Source organism: Pseudomonas sp. Marseille-Q5117 (assembly GCF_946901175.1).
Lineage (GTDB): Bacteria > Pseudomonadota > Gammaproteobacteria > Pseudomonadales > Pseudomonadaceae > Aquipseudomonas > Aquipseudomonas iranensis.
This window is the reverse complement of sequence record NZ_CAMPPP010000015.1, coordinates 1-15287: the sequence shown is the minus strand read 5'-3', so window position 1 is coordinate 15287 and position 15287 is coordinate 1. Positions and strand designations below refer to the sequence as shown.

The window sequence follows — 15287 nt, the reverse complement described above, 5'->3', positions numbered from 1 at the left end:
GATTCACCACACAGAACCCTGTGGGAGCGAGCCTGCTCGCGAAAGCGGTGTGTCATTAAACAAAAATGTTGTCTGACACTACCTCTTCGCGAGCAGGCTCGCTCCCACATTGGAAACACAGCGTATTCAAGGATTGTGTATGGATCAGCTTCCGATCATTGATATCAGCCCGCTCTATGGCGACGACGAAAACGCCTGGCCTGCGGTGGCCGAACAAATCGACCAAGCCTGTCGCGAGTGGGGCTTTTTCTACATCAAGGGCCATCCGATCTCGACGCAGCGCATCGACGATCTGCTCGATCACGCCCAGCGCTTCTTTGCCCTGCCAGCCGCAGAAAAACTGAAGATCGACATTACCCAGACCCGCCATCATCGCGGCTACGGTGCGATTGCCACTGAGCAACTGGATCCGGACAAACCCAGCGATCTGAAAGAAACCTTCGACATGGGCCTGCACCTGCCGAACGAGCATCCCGAGGTGCTCGCGGAAAAACCCTTGCGCGGCCCCAATCGGCATCCGGCGCAACCCGGCTGGGAAACGCTGATGGAGCAGCATTACCTCGACATGCAGGCGCTGGCGCAAACCCTGTTGCGGGCGATGACCATTGCGCTGGGCATCGAGCGCGACTTCTTCGATTCGCGCTTTGTCGACCCGGTCAGCGTGTTGCGCATGATCCATTATCCGCCGCGTCACACCGCCAGCTCCGCCGAGCAACAAGGTGCCGGCGCCCATACCGATTACGGCTGCATCACCCTGCTCTATCAGGACAGCGCCGGCGGTTTGCAGGTGAAGAACGTCAATGGTGAATGGATCGACGCGCCACCGATTGACGGCACGTTCGTGGTCAACCTCGGCGACATGATGGCGCGCTGGAGCAACGACCGTTATCGCTCGACGCCGCACCGGGTGATCAGCCCGCCGGGCGTGGATCGTTATTCGATGCCGTTCTTCGCCGAACCGCACCCGGACACGCGCATCGAATGCCTGCCCGGTTGCCAGGATGCACAGCACCCGGCGAAATATCCGACCACCACCTGTGCGCAATTCCTGCTGTCGCGCTTCGCCGATACCTATGCCTATCGTCGCGAGCAAGAGGCGGTTTGATCGATCACCTGGTCAGGTTTTGCCAATTGTTGCGGCCAGCCTCTGTAGAATGCCGGCATTGCACCTGATGAGAAAAGACTATGTACGACTGGCTCAACGCCCTGCCCAAAGCCGAACTGCACCTGCATCTGGAAGGTTCGCTGGAGCCTGAACTGCTGTTCGCCCTGGCCGAACGCAACAAGATCGCCCTGCCGTGGAGCGACGTCGAAACCCTGCGCAAGGCCTACGCCTTCAACAATCTGCAGGAATTTCTCGACCTGTATTACCAGGGCGCCGATGTGCTGCGCACCTCGCAGGATTTCTACGACCTGACCTGGGCCTACCTGCTGCGCTGCAAAGCACAGAACGTGATTCATACCGAACCGTTCTTCGATCCGCAGACCCACACCGACCGGGGCATCCCGTTCGAAGTGGTGCTCAACGGCATCGCCGCCGCGCTCAAGGATGGCGAGACGCAACTGGGCATCAGCAGCGGTTTGATCCTCAGCTTCCTGCGCCACCTCAGCGAAGACGAAGCACAGAAAACCCTCGATCAGGCGCTGCCGTTCCGTGATGCGTTTGTCGCGGTCGGGCTCGACAGTTCCGAGATGGGCCATCCGCCGAGCAAGTTCCAACGCGTCTTCGATCGCGCCCGCGACGAAGGCTTCCTCACCGTCGCCCACGCCGGTGAAGAAGGCCCGCCGGAATACATCTGGGAAGCCATCGACCTGCTGAAAATCCAGCGCATCGACCATGGCGTGCGCGCCATCGAAGACGAGCGCCTGATGCAGCGGATCATCGACGAGCAGATTCCGCTGACCGTGTGCCCGCTGTCGAACACCAAGCTCTGCGTGTTCGATCACATGTCGCAGCACAACATCCTCGACATGCTCGAGCGCGGCGTGAAGGTCACGGTGAACTCCGATGACCCGGCGTATTTCGGCGGGTACGTGACCGAGAACTTCCATGCGCTGCACGAACATCTGGGCATGACCCAGGATCAGGCCAGGCGCCTGGCGCAGAACAGCCTGGATGCGCGGTTGGTGAAACCGTAAGCAACTGCAAAATCACATCAATACCTGTGGGAGCGGGCTTGCCCGCGATAGCGGATTGTCAGTCAACATAGATGTTGAATTTGCTGCCCCCATCGCGGGCAAGCCCGCTCCCACAGGGTGCTGCGATTATTTGAATAGCTGCGCTTCAGCAAGCTCTTCCAGGGTCTTGCCCCGCGTCTCCATCCCGAACAGCCACACCACGCCCGCCGCAATCGCAAAGCACGCCGCGCCCAGCGCGAACACCCCGCCCTGGCCGGTAATCGGGAACACCAGCCCGGTCACCAGTGGCCCGAGCAGCGAGCCGACGCGGCCGATCGCCGAAGCGAATCCCGAGCCGGTTGCCCGTGCCGAAGTCGGGTACAGCTCCGGCGTGTAGGTGTAGAGCACCGCCCACATGCCGAACAGGAAAAACTGCATCAACAATCCGGTACCGATCAGCAGCGCCACGTTGCCGCCGAACACCGCGCTCTGCCCATACAGAAACGCCATCACCCCGCCGCCGAGCAGGGTGACGATGCACACCGGTTTACGCCCCCAACGCTCGACCAGCCACGCCGCCATGAGGAAGCCGGGAATCCCGCCGAGCGAGATCAGCACGGTGTAATACACCGATTGCGTCACGGCGAAACCCGACTGCTGCAGCAATGCGCTGAGCCAGGAAGTCAGCCCGTAGAACCCCAGCAATGCGAAGAACCACAGGCTCCAGATCATCGTCGTGCGCTGGCGATATTGCGGCGACCAGATCTGCTTGAGCGCCGAGAAGAAATTGCCCGGTGGCGTCACCGTGCGTGGCAAACGAACCGGTTCCGGTAACGCCGCGCCGCCCAGCGAAGCACGCACCCGTGCTTCAATGCCGTTCAACACCTTGTCCGCGTCGGCGTCGCGCCCGGCCTGTTCCAGCCAGCGCGGCGACTCAGGGATGAAAAAGCGGATCGCCAGGACAAACACCGCAGGCACCGCCAGTACCAGGAAGATATCGCGCCAGCCAATCAGCGGCAGCAGGAAGTACGAGAGCACGCCCGCCGCGACAAAACCCAGCGGCCAGAAGCCGTCCATGAGCGCGATGTAGCGCCCGCGTCGTTGCGCCGGAATCAACTCCGACAGCATCGACTGCGCGATGGGAAACTCCATGCCCATGCCGATTCCGAGCAGGATGCGAAACAGCGTCAGCGTCTCCACCGTCTGCGCCGTCGAACACAGGTAACTGGCCACGCCCCACAACACGATGCTCCACTGAAACACCGGTTTGCGCCCGAAGCGGTCGGCGAGCATTCCCGACAGCGACGCCCCGAGCACCATGCCGAAGAAGCTCGAGCTGGCCAGCAGCCCTGCCTGTGCACTGCTCAGGCCGAACTCGGCTTTGATCGAGCCGAGCAGGAAAGTCATCATCGCCAGATCCATGGAGTCGAAGAAAAACGCCAAGGCAATGATGATGAAAATGACGCGGTGATAACCGCTGAGCGGCAGCCGTTCCAGGCGCTCAGCCGCACTAAAGCGTTGTGTATTCATGTTGTGCTCCCCCATCCGGAAAATCCCCGGATCGAGTGTGCGCGATGGTCATTCAGAGGTCGTACTGGATGCGACCTGTTCACAGCCGTGGACGACGTCAGCCTTCAGCTCATCGCCGAGCAACGCTCTAGAACGCTGTTTCCAGCTCGGTTTCCTTGGCAAAGCGGTGGATTTCGCGCTGGCCGGTGGCGGTCAACTGCAAGGCGCGGGAATCGTTGGGCAAGGTCAGCCAGCCGGACTGCATGAACAACTGCAACAGCGCCGCGCCCAGTGAGCCGCCCATGTGCGGACGGCGCTCGCTCCAGTCCGGGCAGGCGCAGGCGACCTGCACGTTGCGGTGGGCCAGGGCCTGGATGAACACTCCGCGCTGGGCCAGTCGGGTGGAGCCCTTGTGCGTCACCACCACCCGCTGCTCAAGCTGTTCGATCCAGCCGGCATCGAGCAGGCGCTGATACAGGTCGGCCGCCAAAGTACCGCCCAGATGATCGTCGCAGAACCGCGCGCGCAACAGCGACGACGGCGCCGCCTGTGGTCTGACCATGGGAGCCGTGCGTTTCAGCGCATCAGGGATTTGCCGTGGCGCGCTGGCAATGGTGGCGCTGGCCAGTGCTTCGATCGCCGCGCCGATTTCCGGTGCCGCCAGGCGAAAGAAGCGTTTGCGCCCACGCATTTCGATGTTCAACAGCCCCCCTGCGGACAGGCGTCCCAGATGCGCACTGGCCGACGACGGCGAGAGCCCGGCCAGCAGCGCCAGCTCTTCGGCTTGCCGGGCCGAGCCATCCATCAACGCCCACATCATCGCGCTGCGCTTGGGGTCGGCCAGCAATGTCGCGATCTGGCTGATGCACGGTGCATGTTCCATATGTTCACTCCCTGTTGAATCGTATCGTCTACCGCTCGGAGACATCCTGGCCGGTTATGGGGCATCGGCCAACACGCGAAAATCGCCCGGGATCGGTGGCAAGGGATGCCACCGACACCAGCTGCTCCGGCACACAACCTGGCAGCAGAAGTAGCAACCGTCACCAAAAGCCGGCAACGCGTTACGGGGTCTGCGCGCCGGGTGTCAGTGCAGGCATGAGGCGGGCGCTAGTATAAGCGGGTTAAGCCAGACGTCCTGCGCCTGGGCCTGGGCAGGTGGCGATTGTTCCTGACAGAAATTTCTCTAATTGCCTGCGACTAATGATCAACTTTGCGGAAACCGGGAAATTGGCTACTCAATTCGGCGCATCGGCTGGCGAGCATCTCCCTCAGCAGGTTCACCGGCTTACTCAATTGTGCGCGATGGGCGCACAACAGATTCAGCGGTGCGCGCTCACACAGCAGTTCCGGCATCAGCACTTTGAGGCGTCCGGCGAGCACATCGGCGCCGACGTCGAGCCAGGACTTGTAAGCGATACCGGCACCGGCCAGCGCCCATAACCGTACTACGTCGGCGTCATCACTGAAGCGGTCGCCACTCACGGTCAGGCCGACTTCGCGCTTGCCATCGTGAAAACTCCAATGGTCGTGGACGCGGCTGCCGAGCATGTACAAAAGGCAGTTGTGCTGGGCCAGTTGCTCAAGCTGGCGCGGTTCGCCATGCCGGGCCAGGTAATCGGGAGATGCGCACAACACGCGGCGATTGTGTGGCGCGATGGGCAAGGCGATCAGGCTGGAATCTTCCGGCTCGCCGTAGCGCAGGGCGATGTCCACCGGTTGCCGGAACAGGTCGGCGATGCGGTCGCCGAGCAACAGGCGTACCGTCAGTTTCGGGTGTTCACGCTGGAACGCGTCGAGCCACGGCAGCAGCAGATTGCGACCGAAATCCGAGGGCGCCGAAAGCTGCAAAATCCCGCTGACCTGATCCTGACCGCTGGCGAGCAGTCGACGGCCTTCGTCGAGATTGCTCAGGGCGGCGCGGGCATATTCGAGGAAGCCTTCGCCCTCGGCGGTGAGGCGCAGGCTGCGGGTCGACCGCGCCAGCAGCCGCGCACCGAGTTGCTGCTCGATGCGCTTCAACGCCGCGCTGGCCACCGCCGCAGACATGTCCATCACCCGTGCCGCCGCCGACAGGCTGCCCAGATCCGCCGCGCGAACAAACAACTGCAAGTCATCAAAACGCAGCATGCGCAGCCTCGATTATCAAAAAAATATTGAAAGAGACTGCTCTTTTAGCCGGTTTTATCGCGCAGAGAAATAGCCAATGATGGCCTCCAACAAATTCATCCCGATTCTCTGGAGTCCGCGCATGTCACAGCCCTTTACCGCTATTGCTACTCTGACCGCCAAGCCCGGCCAGCAGGACGTTCTCGAACAGGCGCTGCGTGCCCTCGTCGAACCGAGCCGCGCCGAGCCCGGTTGTGGCCAGTACGACCTGCACCGCGACCTTGCCGATCAACAGGTTTTTTATGTGATCGAACAGTGGGCCAGTGACGAGATTCTTGAGGCGCACAACGCCAGCGCGCATTTTCAGAAGTTTCAGGCCGGCGCCGGACACACCATCGAACACTTCCAGCTCAAACGCCTCGGCAAAATTGCCTGATTCCTCCTTCTATCAACTGTACGGAGCCACTTATGAAAGCCATTGCCTATTACGCGTCCCTGCCGATCAGCGACGCCAAGTCCCTGCAAGACATTGAACTGCCAGAACCGGTTGCCGGCCCGCGCGACCTCTTGGTGGAGGTCAAAGCCATCTCGGTCAACCCGGTCGACACCAAAGTGCGGCAGAACATGGCGCCGGAAAACGGCGCGGCGAAAGTGCTGGGCTGGGACGTTGCCGGTGTGGTCAAGGCGGTCGGCAGCGATGTCACCCTGTTCAAGGCGGGCGACAAGGTCTTCTACGCCGGTTCGATCGCCCGGGCCGGTGGCAATAGCGAGTTGCACGTGGTTGATGAGCGCATCGTCGGTCACATGCCCAAGTCGCTCGGTTTTGCCGAAGCCGCCGCGCTGCCGCTGACCGCGATCACTGCGTGGGAATTGCTCTTCGAGCGCCTGCAAATCAGCGAAGGCCGCAATGATCAAGGCCAGAGCCTGCTGATCGTCGGCGCGGCGGGCGGCGTGGGTTCGATCCTCACTCAATTGGCCAAGCAATTGACCGGCCTGAAAGTCATCGGCACTGCCTCCCGTGCGCAAACCCGTGACTGGGTCAGCGCACTCGGTGCCGATCTGGTCATCGATCACAGCCAGCCGCTGAGCGAAGAATTGAAGCGCGCCGGCATCGCCAGCGTGACCCACGTCGCCAGCCTGACCCAGACCGATCAGCATCTGGCGCAACTGGTCGAAGCCCTCGCGCCGCAAGGCAAGCTGGCGCTGATCGACGATCCGAAGTCCCTCGACATCAGCCTGCTCAAGCGCAAGAGCCTGTCGCTGCACTGGGAGTTCATGTACACCCGCTCGCTGTTCGAAACGCCGGACATGATCGAACAGCACAAGCTGCTCAACCGCGTCGCCGAGCTGATTGACGCCGGCACTTTGAAGACGACTTTGGGCGAGCACTTCGGCGTAATCAACGCGGCCAACTTGCGCCGTGCCCATGAGCTGCTGGAAAGCGGCAAGGCCAAGGGGAAAATTGTTTTAGAAGGTTTCTAAAAAAATAAAGCCTCGCAACCGCTCGTGATGCCAGAGCGGTTGCGGGGCTTTTTGCCGTCAGTCGGTTGCTTGACCCTTGTCACAATTACGCGGGTATCGAGGTCTACAATCGAAGCCTCTGCGATACATCTTTTACGCAAGGGAGGTCAGCAATGAAGATCCTGATAAAAGAAGTGGCGAAGTCCCAATGGCAGGTGCGTCTGGACCAGCACGTCGTGACCTTTCGCAGTGAAGCCGAGGCTCTGGCCTTCACTCGCACCCTCGAAGCGCGACTCTGCGCGCCCCACCGGATTCCCGAACCCAGCCAGCAGCGCGCCGCCGGCTGAGCTCCAAAGTCGAGCGTTCAGACCTGGGCTTGCGCCAGCGCCCGGGCATTCTGCAAGCGCCGGGTGAGCAGCGCGACGCTCACCACCAGCAAACCACACAGGCTGATGACCATGGCCATCGGCACGGCGCTGCCATCGTGCAACACCCCCACCAACGCGGCAGCACCGGCGGCGATGCTGAATTGCAGGCAACCGAGCATTGCCGAAGCACTGCCGGCGCGGGCGCCCTGGCCGTTCATTGCGCAAGCCGAGGCGTTGGGAATGATGCAGCCGAGGCTGGCAATGCAGATGAACAGCGGAATCAGCAACGGCCACAACGCCTCTGGACGCATCGCGCTCACCGCCAGCAACGTCAGCCCGGCGAGGAAGTACACCCACACCGCGCGCACCAGCAAAAACGCCGGACCACGCTTGGCCAGCAAACGCGCATTGACCTGCGCCACCAGAATGAACCCCGCCGCGTTGGTGCCGAACAGCCAGCCAAAATGCTCGGCGGGTACACCGTAGAGCTTGATGAACACAAACGGTGAACCGGCGATGTAAGCGAACATGCCGGCGATGGCGATGCCGCCGGTCAGGGCGTGGCCGAGGTAGACCGAATCCTTGACCAGTCGTGCGTACTGGCGCAACGCACCGGACAACGGCTGGCGCGGCACGTGGGCCGGCATGCTTTCCGGCAGCCCCAACGCCACCGCCAGACCCGCCGCCGCACTGAACCCGGTGAGGACCAGAAAGATCGACTGCCAACCCGTGGTATTGACCAGCAGCCCACCGAGCATCGGCGCCAGAATCGGCGCCAGGCCCATTACCAGCATCAACTGGGAAAACACCTTCGCCGAGCCCACCGCGTCGCACTTGTCGGCGACCACCGCACGGGAAATCACCATGCCCGCGCAACCACCGAGTGCTTGGACGAAGCGCGCGCCGATCAGCCATTCCAGGCTCGGCGCGTAGGCGCAGGCCAATGACGCCAGGGTGAACAGGGCGACACCGCTGAGCAGCGGAAGCCGCCGGCCGAAACGATCGGAAATCGGCCCGTAAGCCAGTTGGCCCAGCGACAGACCGAGGAAGTACGCCGCCAGCGTCAGCTGGACATGCTGCTCATCGGTGCCGAACGCCAGCGCCATGGCCGGAAAGGCAGGCAAGTAGAAGTCGATCGCCAAAGGACCGAAGGCGCTCAAGGCGCCGAGTATCAAAATCGTGCGGAAGTTCATCAGGCATCCAGGTGGGCAAGTCGCAGCCCGACAGTCTAGCCGCGCCCGGACGCCTTGAACATTCCGATAGCTCGCTAACGATCAATTTCAGACGAGCTTCACCTCATAACCCTCTTCGCGAATCGCTGCGATGACCTGATCGGCACTCAGCGCGCTTTCGACGCCGACTTCCTTGGCCGCCAGATCGACCCGCACGCTGGCTGCCGTATCCAGCGCCTGCACCGCAGTGGTAATGGCTTTGACGCAATGACCGCAGGACATTCCTTGAACATTGAACACTTGCATGGGAAGACTCCTTTGAGTGAGGTTGCCGGCAGTCTCGAGCTTGCCACGATGGCAAGGTCAAGTTCTGCGAAAAACTGCCGGGCTGGCATTCGGCGCCGCGCTCGGCCAAGCTGCATGCATCAATGACTGGAATTCAGGAGATTCAGCCATGCGCTGGTCAGCTTTGGGCCTGTTTGGCTTGCTCAGCCTTTTCGCCGCCGTCCCGCAGGTGCAAGCCGCCGGCGAGGATTACGCGGTACTGATCATTTCCCGCGAGCGCCTCGAAGTGGCGACCTCGTGCGAAATCGGCGTGTACATCCAGGACCAGCTCTCGGCGCGCCTGTTCCAGGAGCAGAGCACTTCGTTCAACCTGCCACCGGGCAAGGTTTCGCTGCGCCTGAAACTGCTGCCGGGCCAGGCACCGGGTTGCAACCCCGGCATGCTCGCACCGGGTTCGCAGGAAGTCGTGCTGCATGCCGGCGATGTGCTGAAGTTCCGCCTGGCGATGAATGCCGAAGGCGTGTACCTGAAACCTGCAGGCCTGGGTTATTGAGCAACCGCCTCGACCTGTGGGAGCGAGCCTGCTCGCGAAAGCGCCGGGTCAGCCAACATGATTACTGAATGATGCACCGCATTCGCGAGCAGGCTCGCTCCCACAAGAATGGTGCTTGACCTTGCCCACATGGCAAGGTTGATCCTGTAGACATCCACTACAGGGAGCGCGACCGATGTCCGAATCCACCACTTTCGATCTGCCGATTGCCGGCATGACTTGCGCCAGTTGCGCCGGGCGTGTCGAACGGGCCTTGCGCAAGGTCAGCGGCACCAGTGCCGTCAGCGTCAACCTCGCCACCGAACAGGCCCGGGTGCAGGCGCCCGGCGACAGCCTGCCGGCGCTGATGCAAGCCGTGGAGCGCGCCGGTTACAGCGTGCCCCGGCAAACCGTCGAATTGAGCATCGACGGCATGACCTGCGCGTCCTGCGTCGGTCGCGTTGAACGTGCCCTGAGCAAAGTCCCAAGCGTGAGCAGCGTCAGTGTCAATCTGGCCTACGAACGTGCGCACCTCGAATTGCTCGGCCAGGTCGATACGCAAACCCTGCTCGACGCGGTGAGCAAGGTCGGTTACTCGGCCAGCGTCTGGCAAGCTGAACGGCCACAGTCCGATGACCAGCAAAAACGCCTGCACCGCGAGCGCTGGGCATTGATCTGTGCGATCGCCCTCGCTCTGCCGCTGGTGTTGCCGATGTTGCTGCAGCCGTTCGGCATTCACTGGATGCTCCCGGCCTGGGCGCAATTCGCCCTCGCCACTCCCGTGCAATTCATCTTCGGCGCACGCTTTTATGTGGCGGCGTGGAAAGCCGTGCGCGCCGGTGCCGGCAACATGGACCTGCTCGTCGCCCTCGGCACAAGCGCCGGTTATGGCCTGAGTGTCTATGAATGGGCCAGCGCCGCCGGACGCATGCCGCATCTGTATTTCGAGGCCTCGGCGGTGGTCATCGCTTTGGTATTGCTCGGCAAATATCTCGAAAGCCGCGCCAAACGTCAGACCGCCAGCGCCATTCGCGCCCTCGAAGCGTTGCGGCCGGAGCGCGCGATTCAAGTCATCGACGGGCGTGAGCAGGACGTTGCGATCAGCGCCCTGCGCCTCGACGATCTGGTGCTGGTCAAACCCGGCGAACGCTTCCCGGTGGATGGCGAAGTCGTCGAAGGCCAGAGCCACGCCGACGAAGCGCTGATCAGCGGCGAAAGCCTGCCAGTGCCAAAACGACCGGGCGACAAGGTCACCGGCGGCGCGATTAACGGCGAGGGTCGTTTGCTGGTGCGCACCCAAGCGCTCGGCGCGGAAACCGTGCTGGCGCGGATCATTCGTCTGGTCGAAGACGCGCAAGCAGCGAAAGCGCCGATCCAGAAACTGGTGGACAAGGTCAGCCAGATTTTCGTGCCGACCGTGTTGCTGATCGCCCTGGCCACGCTGATTGGCTGGTGGCTGTACGGCGCACCCCTGGAAACTGCGGTGATCAATGCCGTCGCCGTGCTGGTGATCGCCTGCCCGTGCGCCCTCGGCCTCGCCACTCCGACGGCGATCATGGCCGGCACCGGCGTCGCCGCACGCCACGGCATTCTGATCAAGGATGCCGAAGCGCTGGAACGCGCCCATGAAGTCAGCAGTGTGGTGTTCGACAAGACCGGCACGCTGACCTCGGGTGCGCCGCGTATCGCGCACTTCAGCGCGGTCGATGGCGACGAAAACAATCTGCTGACACTGGCCGGTGCCTTGCAGCGCGGCAGCGAGCATCCGTTGGCCAAAGCCGTGCTGGATGCAGCCGCCGAACGCGGCTTGAACGTGCCCGATGTCAGCGACAGCCAGGCGCTGACCGGCCGCGGCATCGCCGGCACGCTGGATGGCCGGCGCCTGGCGCTGGGCAATAGGCGGATGCTCGACGAAAGCGCTTTGAGTGCCGGTGAATTGAGCTCGTCCGCCGAAGCGTGGGAAAGTGAAGGCCGCACATTGTCGTGGTTGATTGAGCAAAGTCCCGAGCCGAAGGTGCTGGGCCTGTTCGCCTTCGGTGACACGCTGAAATCAGGCGCTCTGCAAGCGGTGCAACAACTCGCCGCGCGGGATATCCAGAGCCACCTGCTGACCGGCGACAATCGCGGCAGCGCACGGGTGGTGGCCGAGGCCTTGGGCATCCGCAGTGTTCACGCCGAAGTGCTGCCTGCCGACAAGGCCGCGACCGTCGCCGAGCTGAAGAAAACCGGCGTAGTCGCCATGGTCGGCGATGGCATCAACGACGCCCCGGCCCTCGCCGCTGCCGACATCGGCATCGCCATGGGCGGCGGCACCGACGTCGCCATGCACGCAGCCGGTATCACCCTGATGCGCGGCGATCCGCGACTGGTGCCGGCGGCGCTGGAGATCAGTCGCAAGACCTACGCGAAGATTCGCCAGAACCTGTTCTGGGCCTTTGTCTACAACCTGATCGGCATTCCGCTGGCGGTGTTCGGCTTCCTCAATCCGGTGCTGGCCGGTGCGGCGATGGCGCTGTCGAGCGTCAGCGTGGTGAGCAATGCGCTACTGTTGAAAACCTGGAAACCCAAGGACCTGGAGGAATACCGATGAACATCGGCCAAGCGGCCCGACAAAGTGGCCTGAGTGCAAAAATGATTCGTTACTACGAATCGATCGGTTTGCTCAAAGCGGCCAATCGCACCGACAGCGGTTACCGCGTATACGGCAGCGACGACCTGCACACGCTGGCGTTCATCAAGCGCTCGCGGGATCTGGGCTTTTCCCTGGAAGAGGTCGGCAAGCTGCTGACCCTCTGGCAGGATCGCCAGCGCGCCAGCGCCGATGTGAAAGCACTGGCGCGCCAGCACATCGACGAGCTGAACCAGAAGATCCGCGAGCTCGGCGAGTTGCGCGACACCCTGCAGGATCTGGTCGAGCATTGCAGCGGCGACCATCGCCCGGACTGCCCGATCCTCAAGGAACTGGCGTCGGGCTGCTGCGCGCAACCCGCCCGCGCCTGATCCGCAGCAGCGTCACCACGCCCAAGGTGCCGAGGGGAATGCCGTGGAACAGCATGACCACGGCCCCCGGCGTCCACCACGCATAAAACGGTGCGGCGACCAGCATGCCGATGCCGAAACCGCTCATCTGCAGCAAGGTCAGCACACTGAAAATCGGCAGGCGCAACGCCGCAGGTTCCCGTTGCAGCCGTGACATCAGGCTGACTTCGGAAACCCCGTCGCCAAGCCCGGCCGGCAAGGCGAACAGCAGCAGACCGTAGAGGCTGTGCTGCTGGAACATCAGAATGAACCCGCAGGACATCAGCGCCACACCGCAGAAAAATCGTCTTTCAAGGTGGCTGTTCTCCGAGCCCTTGAGGTGACTGGCGATGCGCGCGCCGAGCAGCTTGCCGCTGGCCCATACCGCAAGCGCCAGACCCAAGGTCGTACTCGCCGCCTCGGGCGTGAGCAGTTTCGAAATGATCGGGAAGCCGACGTTATGCGCGGCACTGCCCAAGGTGTCGGCCATGGTCACCGCGAGCATGGCCGCGACCACAGGCGCCGAACGCAGGCCCTGCCGCAGCGCAAACCATTCACCGCGATCCGGCTGTTCGCTGACATCGGTTGTTTCGAAACGCAGCGGCACGATCAGCAGCGCCGCGAGTAAATAGGTCAGCGCGTTGAGGGCGAAGACCGTTTCGAAACCAAAAGCAGCCACCAGCAACCCCGACACCAGACTGCCGCCGACCATGGCTGCTGAAGAAGCTGAAGTGATCCAGGCGTTGGCTTTGAGCAATTGCGCCGGCGCGATCAAATGCGGCAACTGGCTGTTGAGACCGATGGCGAACATCGAATTGCCCAAACCGAGGCCGAAGGCAATGAACGGCAACAGCCACGCCTGCTGACTCGCCGGAGTGATCAACAGCAGCCCCAGCAGTGCGGCGCGCAACAGATCGAAAGCAATCAGCGGCGCGCGGCCGTGCCAGCGTCGGTAGAAGCGTGTGCCGATCAGACTGGCGAAGATTCCGCCACCGACGCGGCTGGCAAGGAAAATCCCGACGCTCATGGCGCTGTTGCTCAGCAGGTAGACGTAGGTGGCCAGCGCGACCATGTTGAGGAAGGCGCCGAAATCGGAGATCAGCCGGGCGGTTACGATCAGGTGGGTGTTGCGTGGGGTGGTCACATTCAGTCCTTGAGTGTGGTTGGAGCGCTGGACAGTAGACGCGAATAAGCCAAGATCCGAAAGCCCCCTCACCCTAGCCCTCTCCCAAAGGGAGAGGGGACCGATTGGGGGATATTTGGGAGATACACCGACCTGAACGTTTTTCTTTGAATCCATAATCGACTCGGTTTTTTCAGGTCGATGTATGGCTAAAGACACCTCGGTCGGCCCCCTCTCCCTCCGGGAGAGGGCTGGGGTGAGGGTGCTTTTTGACTCAAACAAAAAACCCGGCCGAAGCCGGGCTTTTCATCACGCGATCACTGCATCCACGGCGGTGGAGGCGGTTCTTCGGGTTTGCCTTTCGGCGCGTCGTCCGCCGCGCGAATGGCCTGCTTGCGTTCCTCGTCGAGGCGCGCCGCTTCGATTTCGCGCAGCACCCCGCCGACATCCGCCAGGTCCTCCGGATCGTCGAACTCGCCGGTCAGCACACTGTTCGGGTGCAAGGTGCCGGCTTCGTACAACGCCCACATTTCCTTGGCGTACTTGGTCTTCTTCAATTCCGGCGCGAAACGGCCGAAGTACGAAGCCATGTTGCCAACGTCACGCTCGAGCATGCTGAACGCGTGGTTGTTGCCCGCAGCGTCGACTGCCTGGGGCAGGTCGATGATGACCGGGCCGGTCGGGGTCAGCAGCACGTTGAACTCGGAGAGGTCACCGTGCACCAGACCAGTACACAACATCAGCACGATCTGCGAAATCAGGAACGCGTGATATTCGCGCGCCTGATCCGGCTCCAGTACCACGTCGTTCAGCCGTGGCGCGGCGTCGCCGAATTCGTCGGCCACCAGCTCCATCAACAGCACGCCGTCGAGGAAGTCATAGGGTTTGGGCACTCGCACACCGGCGCCGGCGAGACGGAAAAGCGCCGCCACTTCAGCGTTCTGCCAGGCGTCTTCGGTCTCTTTGCGACCGAACTTGGACCCCTTCGCCATGGCCCGCGCCTGACGGCTGTTACGAACCTTGCGGCCTTCCTGATACTCGGCTGCCTGGCGGAAACTGCGTTTATTCGCCTCCTTGTAGACCTTGGCGCAACGTAACTGATTGCCGCAGCGCACTACATAAACAGCTGCCTCTTTGCCACTCATCAGTGGGCGCAGCACTTCGTCGACCAGACCGTCCTCGATCAGGGGTTCAATGCGTTTTGGAGTCTTCATCAGCTTTTATTGTGGGTCCTTTATTACCAAACACGCGAATGTCACTCGTTATACGGCAATCCTCGCCCGACGGGGAGGGGTTGCCGACCTGTGAACCTTGAGGATGCACACACTGTGCCGGATCAATCGCAGCGAGCCGGGCGAATCATAGCCGAGACCGTGGCATTGATTGGTATCGGCCGGCAAGGGCATTTGCGACAGAATCTGACATGGTCGGTGAACTTCTGTTGCCCTCACCCCAGCCCTCTCCCTGTATGTACCGGAGACATGGTGGACACATGTTCGGAGACATGGTGGACGGTTTTAGATCTTCTTACCTGCCGTAACGGTCTGCAAGTTCAAGTCGATTCGGGCGATACGATGTCTACTCCAGTAGAC

15 protein-coding genes are annotated in these 15287 nt (G+C 62.1%); 8 read left to right on the top strand and 7 right to left on the bottom strand.

What is annotated here, in order from left to right:
• The first annotated feature begins 139 nt into the window (after positions 1-139).
• Complete coding sequence (locus tag OC605_RS21150) at positions 140-1105, top strand: 2-oxoglutarate and iron-dependent oxygenase domain-containing protein (protein WP_262139273.1); 966 nt, start codon at positions 140-142, stop codon at positions 1103-1105.
• A gap of 80 nt (positions 1106-1185) precedes the next feature.
• A complete protein-coding gene (locus OC605_RS21145) occupies positions 1186-2139 on the top strand; it encodes an adenosine deaminase (protein WP_262139271.1) in 954 nt (317 codons plus the stop codon).
• A 126-nt stretch (positions 2140-2265) separates the two neighbouring features.
• Here OC605_RS21145 and OC605_RS21140 read toward each other — a convergent pair whose 3' ends face one another.
• The 3 genes from OC605_RS21140 to OC605_RS21130 all read right to left on the bottom strand — a co-directional run bounded on the left by OC605_RS21140 (position 2266) and on the right by OC605_RS21130 (position 5757).
• A complete protein-coding gene (locus OC605_RS21140; RefSeq protein ID WP_262139269.1) occupies positions 2266-3648 on the bottom strand; it encodes an MFS transporter in 1383 nt (460 codons plus the stop codon).
• Positions 3649-3775: 127 nt separating this feature from the next.
• On the bottom strand, positions 3776-4510 hold the full coding sequence (locus OC605_RS21135; protein WP_016771819.1) for an ArsR/SmtB family transcription factor: 735 nt from the start codon (positions 4508-4510) through the stop codon (positions 3776-3778).
• A gap of 317 nt (positions 4511-4827) precedes the next feature.
• Positions 4828-5757, bottom strand: a complete 930-nt coding sequence (locus OC605_RS21130) for a LysR family transcriptional regulator (protein WP_262139267.1) — start codon at positions 5755-5757, stop codon at positions 4828-4830.
• 121 nt (positions 5758-5878) lie between these two features.
• Between OC605_RS21130 and OC605_RS21125 the strand changes: the two genes are divergently transcribed.
• The 3 genes from OC605_RS21125 to OC605_RS21115 all read left to right on the top strand — a co-directional run bounded on the left by OC605_RS21125 (position 5879) and on the right by OC605_RS21115 (position 7544).
• On the top strand, positions 5879-6172 hold the full coding sequence (locus OC605_RS21125; protein WP_262139265.1) for a putative quinol monooxygenase: 294 nt from the start codon (positions 5879-5881) through the stop codon (positions 6170-6172).
• A gap of 32 nt (positions 6173-6204) precedes the next feature.
• A complete protein-coding gene (locus tag OC605_RS21120) occupies positions 6205-7218 on the top strand; it encodes a zinc-binding alcohol dehydrogenase family protein (RefSeq protein ID WP_262139263.1) in 1014 nt (337 codons plus the stop codon).
• Positions 7219-7370: 152 nt separating this feature from the next.
• A complete protein-coding gene (locus tag OC605_RS21115) occupies positions 7371-7544 on the top strand; it encodes a hypothetical protein (RefSeq protein WP_016771823.1) in 174 nt (57 codons plus the stop codon).
• 17 nt (positions 7545-7561) lie between these two features.
• On the opposite strand, the gene OC605_RS21110 is transcribed toward OC605_RS21115, so the two are convergent.
• Both OC605_RS21110 and OC605_RS21105 read right to left on the bottom strand, forming a co-directional pair.
• On the bottom strand, positions 7562-8758 hold the full coding sequence (locus OC605_RS21110; protein ID WP_024011460.1) for a multidrug effflux MFS transporter: 1197 nt from the start codon (positions 8756-8758) through the stop codon (positions 7562-7564).
• Between the two features lie 87 nt (positions 8759-8845).
• Positions 8846-9043, bottom strand: a complete 198-nt coding sequence (locus OC605_RS21105; protein WP_186569816.1) for a cation transporter — start codon at positions 9041-9043, stop codon at positions 8846-8848.
• Positions 9044-9191: 148 nt separating this feature from the next.
• Between OC605_RS21105 and OC605_RS21100 the strand changes: the two genes are divergently transcribed.
• From OC605_RS21100 to cueR, 3 genes are all read left to right on the top strand, one after another.
• Positions 9192-9575 carry a hypothetical protein gene (locus tag OC605_RS21100; RefSeq protein ID WP_024011458.1) on the top strand — a complete coding sequence of 128 codons (384 nt, stop codon included), beginning with the start codon at positions 9192-9194 and terminating at the stop codon, positions 9573-9575.
• Positions 9576-9750: 175 nt separating this feature from the next.
• A complete protein-coding gene (cueA, locus tag OC605_RS21095) occupies positions 9751-12144 on the top strand; it encodes a copper resistance metal-translocating P1-type ATPase CueA (RefSeq protein WP_262139259.1) in 2394 nt (797 codons plus the stop codon).
• Positions 12141-12554, top strand: a complete 414-nt coding sequence (gene cueR, locus OC605_RS21090; protein ID WP_016771827.1) for a Cu(I)-responsive transcriptional regulator — start codon at positions 12141-12143, stop codon at positions 12552-12554. The genes cueA and cueR overlap by 4 nt, the downstream gene beginning before the upstream one ends.
• Here cueR and OC605_RS21085 read toward each other — a convergent pair.
• Both OC605_RS21085 and OC605_RS21080 read right to left on the bottom strand, forming a co-directional pair.
• Positions 12508-13716 carry an MFS transporter gene (locus tag OC605_RS21085; RefSeq protein ID WP_262139256.1) on the bottom strand — a complete coding sequence of 403 codons (1209 nt, stop codon included), beginning with the start codon at positions 13714-13716 and terminating at the stop codon, positions 12508-12510. The two genes, cueR and OC605_RS21085, sit on opposite strands and share 47 nt — an antisense overlap.
• Positions 13717-14012: 296 nt before the next feature.
• Positions 14013-14909: a PA4780 family RIO1-like protein kinase gene (locus tag OC605_RS21080; RefSeq protein ID WP_016771829.1), complete on the bottom strand. Its 897-nt coding sequence runs from the start codon at positions 14907-14909 to the stop codon at positions 14013-14015.
• Positions 14910-15287: the final 378 nt, after the last annotated feature.